The 11,015-nt window shown below is 71.1% G+C and carries 11 protein-coding genes; 7 read left to right on the forward strand and 4 right to left on the reverse strand.

The genetic code is table 11. The features are described 5' to 3' along the window. The 3 genes from RMO85_RS10375 to RMO85_RS10385 all read right to left on the reverse strand — a co-directional run. The coding region (locus tag RMO85_RS10375) for an FAD-dependent oxidoreductase (protein ID WP_310528651.1) at window positions 1-974 on the reverse strand (974 nt) is incomplete at its 3' end. Between the two features lie 7 nt (window positions 975-981). Continuing rightward, window positions 982-1,572, reverse strand: a complete 591-nt coding sequence (locus RMO85_RS10380) for a DUF4126 domain-containing protein (protein ID WP_310528652.1) — start codon at window positions 1,570-1,572, stop codon at window positions 982-984. 152 nt (window positions 1,573-1,724) lie between these two features. Then, window positions 1,725-2,198: a YbaK/EbsC family protein gene (locus tag RMO85_RS10385; protein WP_310528653.1), complete on the reverse strand. Its 474-nt coding sequence runs from the start codon at window positions 2,196-2,198 to the stop codon at window positions 1,725-1,727. A 34-nt stretch (window positions 2,199-2,232) separates the two neighbouring features. Between RMO85_RS10385 and RMO85_RS10390 the strand changes: the two genes are divergently transcribed. From RMO85_RS10390 to RMO85_RS10420, 7 genes are all read left to right on the forward strand, one after another. After that, window positions 2,233-2,697 carry a hypothetical protein gene (locus RMO85_RS10390; RefSeq protein ID WP_310528654.1) on the forward strand — a complete coding sequence of 155 codons (465 nt, stop codon included), beginning with the start codon at window positions 2,233-2,235 and terminating at the stop codon, window positions 2,695-2,697. Between the two features lie 135 nt (window positions 2,698-2,832). Continuing rightward, a complete protein-coding gene (locus RMO85_RS10395) occupies window positions 2,833-3,150 on the forward strand; it encodes a DUF6504 family protein (protein WP_310528655.1) in 318 nt (105 codons plus the stop codon). A gap of 12 nt (window positions 3,151-3,162) precedes the next feature. After that, window positions 3,163-3,612 (forward strand): SAV_6107 family HEPN domain-containing protein, encoded by a 450-nt coding sequence (locus tag RMO85_RS10400; protein WP_310528656.1) that lies wholly within the window; start codon window positions 3,163-3,165, stop codon window positions 3,610-3,612. Further along, window positions 3,602-7,366, forward strand: a complete 3,765-nt coding sequence (locus tag RMO85_RS10405) for a DNA polymerase III subunit alpha (RefSeq protein WP_310528657.1) — start codon at window positions 3,602-3,604, stop codon at window positions 7,364-7,366. The genes RMO85_RS10400 and RMO85_RS10405 overlap by 11 nt, the downstream gene beginning before the upstream one ends. Before the next feature lie 22 nt (window positions 7,367-7,388). Then, entirely contained in the window at window positions 7,389-8,135 is a 747-nt protein-coding gene (locus RMO85_RS10410) for a methyltransferase domain-containing protein (protein ID WP_310528658.1), read from the forward strand. A gap of 20 nt (window positions 8,136-8,155) precedes the next feature. Further along, window positions 8,156-9,370 carry a DNA polymerase IV gene (gene dinB, locus RMO85_RS10415; protein ID WP_310528659.1) on the forward strand — a complete coding sequence of 405 codons (1,215 nt, stop codon included), beginning with the start codon at window positions 8,156-8,158 and terminating at the stop codon, window positions 9,368-9,370. Between the two features lie 59 nt (window positions 9,371-9,429). After that, window positions 9,430-9,873, forward strand: a complete 444-nt coding sequence (locus RMO85_RS10420) for a DUF3040 domain-containing protein (RefSeq protein ID WP_310528660.1) — start codon at window positions 9,430-9,432, stop codon at window positions 9,871-9,873. Here the strand turns inward: RMO85_RS10420 and RMO85_RS10425 are convergent. Beyond that, on the reverse strand, window positions 9,870-11,015 hold a 1,146-nt coding region (locus RMO85_RS10425; protein ID WP_310528661.1), incomplete at its 5' end, for a transglutaminase-like domain-containing protein. The genes RMO85_RS10420 and RMO85_RS10425 overlap by 4 nt on opposite strands.

Consider the following 11,015-nt stretch of genomic DNA (forward strand, 5'->3'; position numbering starts at 1 on the left):
GCACGGCCGCCGGTCCGGACGACCAGCATCGGGTCGCCGTGCAGCACCACCTCGTGCGGCAGGTCGGGGACCTCGCCCTCGAGGCCCACGTGCGCGACGACGGGCGGGATCGCGGGCATGGTCCGGTGCACCGCACCCGCCAACGCCGGCAGCCGCCGCGGGTCGATCGCGCACACCACGGCATCGGCGTCGAGGTCTCCGTCGGCGGTGCGGACGCCGACCGCCCGACCGTCGCGCACCACGATGTCCAGCACCGGCGTGTCCCGCTCCACGGTGACCCCGCGCGTCGCGAGGCGCTCGGCCAGCGCCGACCCGATGGCCGCGAGCCCCCCCGGCACCGTCCAGGCGCCGAAGGTCTGTTCGAGGTAGGAGGTCACGCCCATCCAGACCGGCACGTTGCGCAGGTCGTGGCCGTCGATGACGAACGGATGACTGGCCACCAGGCGCAGCCGCTCGTCCTTGAACACCCGGCGCAGCCGTTTGTGCAGCATCTCGCGACTGCCGAGCAGGTCGGTCAACTCCGGCGGTGAGAGCGCCGGGTCCCACGCCTGCTCGAGATAGCCGCGGCGCAGCGCGTCCCAGGTGTCGGAGTGCGCGTCGACGTACGCCGACCAGCTCCCACCGAGGCCGCCCAGCTCGTCGAAGGCGGCGATCTGCGCGGCGCGGGAGGCGCTCGGAAGGCGCAGCACGGAGCGGTCCTCGAAGCGGTGCTCGCGGATCATGTCGAGCGGCTCGAGCTCGGGCTCGAGGGGACGGCCGGACTTGCGGAACAGGTCGCGGATGACGGCCGGCAGCAGCGTCGTCGTGGGGCCCGCGTCCCAGGTGAAGCCGTCGGCACTGATCGGCTGCAGGGCACCGCCGAGGGTGGCCGAGCGTTCGAGGAGGGTGACGTCGTGGCCGAGCTTGGCCAGCCGTGCGGCGCTGGCCATGCCGCCGAAGCCGCCACCGATGACGACGATCCGCAGCGCAGTCATGGGGCGCTCACACCGACGCCGCGATCGGATCCTTCTTCTTCCACCTGCGCCACCCCCGCCGGACCAGCCTGGCCAGGAAGTACAAGCTGATCAGTCCGATGATCAGCAGGACCCCGGCGATGGCCGCGGCTGCCTCGGGGTGGTTGATCGCGAAGGCCACGACCCCGAAGACGGCCACGTCCTCGGCAAGGCTCGCGCCGATGTTGGTCACCGGCTCCGGGGAGGAGTTGATGGCCAGTCGTCCACCGGCCTTGACCAGGTGGGACAACAGTGCGGTCCCACCGCCGACGACGCCGAGGACCGCCTGGTCCAGCGTCGACGCGTCACCGGCGAGCAGCACCCCGATCACGGCACCTGCGGTGGGGCGGATGGCCGTGGAGATCGCGTCCCAGGAGGAGTCGATGTAGGGGATCTTGTCGGCGATGAACTCCATCGCGTAGAGGAAGCCGGCAACCGTGAGGATGTCCCAGCGCGAGAGCACGTCGGGGATCTGGGAGAAGTCGTTGAGCCTGTCGGCGACGCCCAGCACGAGCACGACCAGATAGGCGTTGATGCCGCTGGCCCAGCCGCTGGAGAAGACGAGAGCGAGTGATTCCACGCTGACACCCTAGTGAGGGGAGAGGGCAGCTCCGGCGTACGCCGCAGTGCGGACGGTCAGGGCTGCTCGGCGTCGATCACCGGCTCCGGCCGCGTCGAGCCCGCTGATCGGCGTACGACACGTGGAGCACGCGGGGTTGATCCAGGTCTCCGTCACTCGACCTCGATCTCGTGGGCGCCGGTCATCGCGACGAGCTCGTCGAACGTCGTGGAGAAGACGGCGGCAGGATGGCCGGCGGCGGCCCACACGACGTCGTGCCGGCGCAGCCACGAGTCGATCCAGGTGGGCACCGGAGCGGGGTGGTCGATCGGGGACACGCCGCCGATGACCTGGCCGGTGTGCTGCTTGACGAACTCGGGCGATGCGCGGGTGAGCTCGGTCACGCCGATGCGTTCGGCGACCCTGGCGGTGTCGACGCGGTGGGCGCCGGACGTGAGGATGAGGGCGGGGATGCCGCCGGTGTCGAAGACCAGGCTGTTGGCGATGGCGCCGACCTCACACCCCAGCGCCTGCGCCGCGAGTACGGCCGTGTGGACCGAATCGGGCAGGATGACCACGTCACCGATGCCACCGCGCCGGTGCAGGTCGTCTCGGAACGAGGTGATCGCAGGGTGCTCGGTCGACATGACGCGAGCCTAGTCAGGGAAGGGGTCCATGCCGATGAGGGATCTGCCCGGATCGATCACCCACGCGCTGCGCAACCTGCTCGCGCTGGTCGTGGTGAGCGCTGCGGCCGTGCTGCTGACCTGGCTCCAGCACGACGAGATCATCCGGTCGTGGGCCAAGGGCAACTCCTCGGCCCAGGAGATCCTCACGTCGGGTGGCCTCGCCGCGTTGCGCGAGTCGGCGATCGTGCCGAAGTTCGTGCCGTTGGCGATCGTCTCGTTCGTCGTCTTCCTGGTGCTCGTCGTGGTGCTGGGTGCCTTCCTCGTCGACGGCCACGGGTGGTCACGGCTGGTCCTGACCGGCACCAGCATCTTCGGCCTCCTCGTCTCGTTCATCGGGCTCACCCACGGCCTGCCCCCGGCCTTCGTCATCGTCTCGGCGCTCTTCTTCGTGCTCTGCCTGAGCCTCGTCCTCCTCTTGTGGCGCAAGGACACCAGCACCTATTTGCGCGTGCACTGAAACGGGTTCGCCCTCGCTCTTGACCCACTGTCGGTGGGGCCGTGTACCTTTGGCCTTGTTCGAACATCTGTTCGGACGCGGCTCCGGTGGCGGTGACCTCGACCCCCACCGCCCCCGGAGCCGGTGGCGGGGTCGGTGAGCGGTGAGGAGACGCAGATGCGGCTGTACGACGACCCCGTCGAAGTGCGACGAGGAGAGACCGAGGGGCCCGACCAGTTCCTGTGGCGAGGCCGGTTGTGGAAGGTGCGCGCCGTGCTCGCGCACTGGGTGGAGACCGCTCCGTGGTGGCAGTCCACCAGCGAGGCCGCGGAGCCGACGGTGGGCGCCGACCTGCTCGTCGAGCGTGAGCTGTGGCGGGTCGAGGCCGGCCGGGGGATCAGCACCAGCGGTGTCTTCGACCTCTCCTTCGACTGGTCCGACGGCCACTGGCAGCTCGTCGGCTGTGCGGACTGACGGGCGGTGCTGATGATGAATCCCCATCTGTTGCCCGCGACGACCCACTCCTATCTCGCGCTGGCCGCCGAGTCGCTGCAGGAGTCGATCACTGCCCGCGACGTGCCCACCCGCTATGCCTGCGCCCATGTCGCGGCGTTGCGGGCTGCGGCTGCCCTGCTGGCAGCCCGGGCCAAGCCCACGGCTCGTCGCGGACGCCAGAAGAATGCCTGGGTGCTGCTGGCCGAGCTCGCGCCCGAGCTCGCCGAGTGGGCCAGGTTCTTCGCGGCCGGTGCCGGCAAGCGGGCGGCCGCCGAGTCCGGCTCCACCCGAGCCGTCAGCGAGCGTGAGGCCGACGACCTGGTCCGCGACGCCGATCGGTTCCTGGCCGTGATCGAGTCGGCGCTGGGGCTGGTGCCTCACGCCCACCTCGACCAACGCCTGGCAGTGGGCATGGCAGTCGGTCAGTCCGGTGTCGCCTGACCCGTTCGTCCATCTCCATGTGGCTTCGGGCTACTCCCTGCAATACGGGGCGTCGCATCCGCAGACGCTCGTCGAGCGTGCCACCGAGCAGGAGATGGACACGCTCGCCCTCACCGATCGCGACGGCACGTACGGCGCAGTGAAGTTCACCCAGGCCTGCGCGCGCGCCGGCATCCGGCCGGTGCTCGGGGTGGACCTGGCCGTGGCTCCCGTGGGCCCGCGGCCCCAGGCCGCCCGACAAGAGCTGGTTGTGCGCACTCCGGTGCGCGGTGGCGCTCACCGGGACCTGCCTGCCCACCGGGGCGGGTTGCCCCGGGTGACGTTCCTGGCCACCGGCAAGGACGGCTGGTCGGCGATCTGCCGGATGGTCTCGGCCACCCACCTCACCGGTGAGCGCGGTCGGCCGGTCGCCACCCTCGAGCTGCTCGCCGAGCACCTCATGGGCGGCGATGTGATGGTGCTGCTCGGGCCGGCCTCCGAGGTCGGGGTGGCGGCGGCCCGGCGGCGCGACGACCTCGGGCTGGCGGCGTTGGCGCCGTGGCGCGACATCGTGCCCCGCGACAACCTGATCGTCGAGCTGGTCTCGCACCGGCTCCCCGACAGCTCCGCGCATGCCGCGCGGATGGCCGGGATCGCCCGGCGGGCAGGGCTGGGCACGGTGCTGACCAATGCGGTGCGCTACGCCGACCGCCTCGACGCCCCGACCGTCGACGTGCTCGATGCGGCGAGGCGACTGGTCGCCCTCGACCGACGACACGTCGATCGCGGCAACGCCGAGGGCTTCTTGAAGTCCGGCAAGCAGATGCACGAGATGGCCGAGGAGATCTGCCGGCTGTCCGGTCTCGCCACCAACACGGAGATGGCGGCACGACAGCTGCTGGCCCGGACCCGGGCCGTGGCCGATCGCTGTGCCCTCGACCCGCGCGGCGACCTCGGCATCGGCGAGGTCCACTTCCCGGAGTTCCAGCTCAGCGGAGGGGGCACCAGCGCCGACGGGATGCTGCGCGCCCGCTGCGAAGGTGCGATCGGCGGCCGCTACGGCTCGGCGCCGCGCCAGCGCATCTGGAAGCGCCTCGACGACGAGCTCGAGATGATCCGCGGGCTCGGCTATGCCCCCTACTTCCTGACCGTCGCCGACATCACCGACCTGATCGGTGAGATGGGCATCCGCCGGGCCGCCCGCGGCTCGGGTGCCGGCAGCCTGGTCAACTACCTCCTCGGCGTCTCCGGCGTCGACCCGATCCGCCACGGCCTGCTGATGGAGCGCTTCCTCTCGCCCCTGCGCGCCTCGCTGCCCGACATCGACGTCGACGTGGAGTCGGCACGTCGGCTCGAGGTCTACGAGGCGATCTTGGACAAGTACGGCGCAGAGCGCTGTGTCTGCGTGTCGATGATGGACACCTACCGCGTCCGTCATGCCGTGCGCGACGTCGGAGCGGCCCTGGGCATGCCGCCCGGTGAGATCGACGCGATCGCCAAGGCGTTCCCCCACATTCGCGCGCGAGACGCGCGGGTCGCCCTGCGGGAGCTGCCCGAGCTGCGGATCAGCGGGCTGGGCGAAGATCGCCTCGACCTGATGTTCCGCCTGGTCGAGCGCCTCGACGGACTGCCCCGACACATCGCCGTACACCCCTGCGGAGTGCTGCTCTCCGACATCACCCTGCTCGACCGCACGCCGGTCGAGGCGTCCTATGCCGGCTTCCCGATGAGCCAGTTCGACAAGGACGACGTGGAGGCGCTCGGGCTGCTCAAGCTCGACGTGCTCGGCATTCGCATGCAGTCGGCGATGGCCCATGCGGTGGCCGAGATCAAGCGGGTCGACGACGTGGAGATCGACCTCGACGACGAGGCACAGGTGCCCTTCGACGACGAGACGACCTATCGGATGATCAGCGAGGCCAAGACGTTGGGAGTGTTCCAGATCGAGTCGCCCGGCCAGCGCGAGCTCGTCGGCAAGTCCGGCATCGACTCCTTCGACGACATCATCACCGACATCTCGCTGTTCCGGCCCGGGCCGGTCAAGAGCGACATGATCACCCCCTACCTCGAGGCCAAGCAGGGCTGGAAGACCGTCCACTACATCCACGACGACCTGCGACCGATCCTCGAGCAGACCCAGGGCGTGGTGGTCTTCCACGAGCAGGTCATCGAGATGATCGCCCTGTTCACCGGGGTCTCCTATGCCGAGGCCGACGAGAAGCGCCGCGCCCTCGGCGACGTCGAGGGGATGGCTGAGACCAAGGTCTGGTTCCATCCGCGCGCGCTCGGCCGCGGCTATGCCTTGGCCTTGGTGGAGCGGATCTGGAAGGTGCTCGAGGCCTTCGCCTCCTTCGGTTTCTGCAAGGCGCACGCCGCGGCCTTCGCGTTGCCGACCTATCAGTCGGCCTGGCTCAAGGCCCACTATCCGGCCCACTTCCTGGCCGGTGTGCTCACCCACGACCCGGGCATGTATCCCAAGCGACTGATCCTCGACGACGCCCGGCAGTTCGGCATCGGCGTGCACGGGCTCGACGTCAACGCCTCGGCCGCCGACTACGTCGTGGAGGCGGCCGACCCCGAGGGGTATGCGATCCGGTTGGCACTGGCCGAGGTCAAGGGCATCAGCGGCGCCGAGGTCGCCCGGATCGTCACCGCCCGGCGCGACACCCCCTACGTCTCGCTCTCCGACTTCTTCCAGCGTGCCCCGGTCTCGCGGCCGGTGCTGGAGCGGCTGGTGCTGGCCGGCGGGTTCGACGCGATCTACCGCATCGGCGGCGGCGAGCAGACCATCCGGCCACGCGGTCGCCTCACTCGCCGCGACCTCCTGCTCCAGGTCGCCGAGCTCGAACTGCACGCCCGGGCGCTGGATCGCGCATCTCGCGGCCGGGGGAGAGGGCTGTCGCGGACCCCGGTGCGCGCCACCGAGAGGGCCAGTGAGGCCGCCGACCGCAACAGCACCGACCCGACGACCCGCGAGCAGGCACCCACGCTGGAGCGGCATCCGTTGGCGGACGCCGGGGTGTGGGCCAAGGCCGCCGCCCAGTCGAGGGCCACCGCCGCGCCGCGCCCGATCGAATCGGTGCAGCTCACCTTGAGCCTGGGCGACGAGCCGGGCTCCGGTGGCGAGGTGGCGACGGGGCTGCCGGAGATGACCACCGACGAGCGGATGCGTGCCGAGCTGGAGATCCTCGGCCTCGACGTCACCCAGCACGTCGTGACGCCCTACGCCGACTTCCTCGACGCGCTCGACATCACCCGCAGCAAGGACCTCCTCAACCGCCGCAGCCGCTGCGAACTGCTGGTCGCAGGGGTGAAGGTCGCGACCCAGACGCCGCCGATCCGCTCCGGGCGCCGCGTCATCTTCTTGACCCTCGACGACAGCACCGGCCCGGTCGACTGCACGTTCTTCGAGGACGCCCAGGGTCCGTACGCCGCCACGGTCTTCCACTCCTGGCTGCTGGTCGTGCGCGGTGAGCTGCGACGCACCGGCCGACGCGGGGTGTCCCTGCGCGCCACCGGTGCGTGGGAGCTGCCCGCCCTGCACGCGCTCTGGCAGCGCGCCCGCACCCACGACGACGCGATCGCCGCGGTCCGGGCCGAGCTCGCCCGGGTGCCCGAGGGCTACACGCAAGCCGACCAGCCCGAGCGGCGTCGCGTGCTCGTCCACTCCAGCGGCTTCCAGATGTCGCCCTACGCCGACATCAAGCCGGCCGGCGAGGAGGCCAAGGACGTCGCGCGCAAGCTGTGGCACCGCAGCCCCGGGAGTCCGGGATGAACCGGCCACTAGGGTGTTCTCCATGTCCGCCAGCCCCAGCGAGCGTCGCCAGTCCATCCGGTTCGGCGTCGTGTGGACGGCCGTCCGCGACCTGCTGGACCAGCCGGGTTCCTATCACGAGCAGCAGGCCCGCATCGTCGACATCGGCGGCGGCACCGGCGGCTTCGCCGTACCCCTCGCCCAGCTGGGCCACCGGGTCGAGGTCATCGACCCGAGCCCCGACGCCCTCGCGGCGCTCGATCGACGAGCGCGGGAGGCCGACGTCGCCGACCGGATCACCGGTCAGCAGGGCGACCTCGCCGACATGGCCAACCTCGTCGAGGCCGGCGGCGTCGATCTGGTGCTCTGCCACGGCGTGCTCGACGTCGTCGACGACCCCGCCGCCGCGCTGGCGACCATCGCCTCGGTGCTGCGCCCCGGCGGACACCTCAGCCTGCTCGTCGCGCAGCGGCATGCCGCCGTGGTGGCCCGCGCCATGGCCGGTCACTTCCAGGCGGCCCACGACCTGCTCGCCGACCCGACTGCCCGCGCCGGCGCCCGTGGGGGACACCGGTTCACCGTCGAGGAGCTCCAGCCGATGCTCGCCACGGCCGGCCTCTCGACCGTCACGGTCCACGGTGTCCGGGTCTTCGCCGACCTCGTGCCCGGCTCGCTCCTCGACCTCGAGCCCGGTGCCACCGCCGCGCTGGTCGAGCTCGAGAGCGCCGTGTCGACGCGAAGCGAATACCTCCCCCTCGCGACCCAGCTGCACGTGCTCGCCCGCCGCTGAGGTGCCCGTGGGGGCAGGTCATGACTGACCCCGCGAGTCTCGGGTCGAGTGACCTCTCCTGGCTCGCCCCGATCCTGCACGTCGACATGGACGCGTTCTATGCCTCCGTCGCGACCCGGGAGCGACCCGACCTGGCCGACGTCCCGGTGATCGTCGGGGGTGGCAGCCGTGGGGTGGTGCTCTCGGCCAACTATCTCGCCCGGGCCTACGGCGTCCGCTCGGCGTTGCCGATGACGCGGGCCCGCCGACTGTGCCCGACAGCCGTGGTGATCTCGCCCGACTTCGAGACCTTCAGCTCCGTCTCGGCCTCGGTGCTGGAGAACTTCCGCCGCGTCACCCCGCTGGTCGAGGTGGTCTCCCTGGACGAGGCCTTCCTCGACGTACGCGGCTCCACCCGGCGGCTGGGCTCGCCGGCAGAGATCGCTGAACACCTGCGGGCCGTGATCCACGACGAGCAGGGCATCACCTGCTCGGTGGGTGTGGCTGCCTCGGTGTCGGTGGCCAAGCTGGCCAGCCGTCGGGCCAAACCCGATGGCGTCGTGGTGGTGCCGCCGGCCCGGGTGACGGCCTTCTTGCATCCGCTCGACGTCGGCGAGCTGTGGGGAGTGGGGGAGAAGACCCAGGCGATGCTGCACCGGCTGGGGCTGATGACGGTCGGCGACGTGGCCCACACCCCGGTGCGCACCCTCCAGCGCGCCGTCGGCCACCATCTCGGGGCTCAGCTGCACGAGCTGGCCTGGGGCACCGACCGGCGGGCGATCACCTCGAAGGCGGGTCCGCTGGAGCCGGAGCGGTCGATGGGCGCCGACGAGACCTTCACCCGCGACACCGACGACCGGGAGGTGATCGTGCGAGAGCTGCTGCGGCTCTCACACCGGGTCACCGCCCGGATGCGCACCGCCGGGGTGGCCGGTCGCACCGTCACCATCAAGATCCGGTTTGCCGACTTCACCACCATCACCCGCTCGCGCACCCTGCCGGAGGCCACCGACGTGACGGTGGAGATCTTTCGCACCGCCAGCCGTCTCTATGACGCGCTCGGACTGCAACGGGCCCGGCTCCGGCTGGTCGGGGTGCGAGTGGAGGGGCTCGTCTCGCGCACGAGCGTGCAGCGCCAGCTGGTCCTGGGGGAGCCGGAGCACGGTTGGGCCGACGCGGATCGTGCTGTCGACCGGGCCACCCGGCGCTTCGGAACGGCCGCGGTGCGACCTGCGAGCCTCCTGCGCAGCACATGACGGACACAATTTCTCCCAGCCGCTACCTCACCTGCCCTACCCGTGCCTAGACTTGGCGCGTGCCCCTGTCCGAGGAAGAACTGCGACTGCTCGAGCAGATGGAGCGCGCACTCGTCGAAGAGGACCCCAAGCTGGCCTCCACACTCCGGGGCACCACGATGCAGCGAGTGGCTCGCCGCCGCGCGATCATCGCCGGTTTCGTGTTCGCCCTCGGCATGGCAGCGCTCACCACGGGTGTGCTGGCCGGCCAGCCGATCGTCGGCATCGTCGGCTTCGTGATCATGCTCAGCGCGGCCACCATCGGCGTGACTGCCCTGCGCAACCCCGCGATGATGCAACAGCCGATGCGCGAGACCCGGCACGTCGGCTTCGGCGTCGTCGACGGCGGTCGTCAGCAACGATCCAGGGTGCGCGGTCTGCGTCGACCCCGTTCCACCTCGTCCGGCTCCTTCATGGACCGGATGGAAGAGCGCTGGCGGCACCGCCGCGAGCAGGGTCTCTAGCTCCGCACCGAGTCCGAGTCCGCGCCCGCGCGCGTGACGACCTCACCCGCAGGGACGTACGGTGCAGGCCGCAACGACCGCGGCCACCAGCGCGAGCGACGCCGCACCCGGGGGCCGACGCCGTGGTCGAGCGCATCCTCGATCGTCCGGACGTCGCGCATGGCCTGTTCGTGGTCCACCGACGCGCCCGAGCGGGAGTAGCGAGCACGCTCGACCTGTTCGACCAGCCGGTCCAGGGCGCGGACGGCGTCCGGGTTCTGCTCCGCTCCGCGACGGGGACGCTCGGCGGCGGCGTCACCCTCGGCGGAGCCGAACCAGCCGGCCAGCCAGGCGCCGGTGGCCCGCGGGGATCGTCCGTGCGGCCAGCCGTGGCCGAGGTCGACGGCATGGTCGCGGAGCTCGAGCCAGAGGTCCTCGATGTCGCCCAGCAGCCGGTGGTCGCGACGCTTGCGGCGTACGAACGCAGGCAGCAGCAACAGTGCCGCGACCAGGAGCATCGCCAGCGCCACGAGCACGATGCTCAGCCACGGGAACGACGAACCGGCATCGGCGCTCGAACCGGCATCCGGGCTGGCGCCGCGAGAGGGCAGCAGGTCGCTGGAGCGGGTCACGCCCGGCGACGGCGTGTTGCTCGCCACCGGGGCCAGATCGGCGCTGGTGTAGGAGGGGACGGTCTCGGCACGAGCCCCCGGGGTGGGTTCGAACCGCACCCAGCCGGCGCCCGGGAAGAACAGCTCGGGCCACGCGTGGAGGTCGTGTGCGGAGAACTCGTAGATGTTGGGCCCGGCGGACTTCGACTCCAAGAAGCCCACGGCCACCCGGGCCGGGATGCCGATCAGGCGCGCCATGATCGCCATCGACGCGGCGAACTGCTCGCAGTAGCCGACCCGGCCGGACTCGTCGAGGAACGAGTTGAGGGTGCCCTGGTTGCCCTCGTCGAGGCTGGCGGTGCTGTATTCGAAGCCGCCGTCCTGGCGGAACCACTGCTGGAGAGCCCGTGCCTTGCGGAACCGCGTCGCCTCGCTGCCGGTGACAGCGGCGGCGAGCGTGCGTATGTCGCTGGAGATGTTGGCGGGGACCTCGAGGTAGGCCGAGCGCACCGACGCCGCGCCCGACACCGAGTTGTCCATCAGTTCCGGGTC

It is taken from the genome of Nocardioides sp. (assembly GCF_031422975.1).
Classification (GTDB): domain Bacteria; phylum Actinomycetota; class Actinomycetes; order Propionibacteriales; family Nocardioidaceae; genus Nocardioides.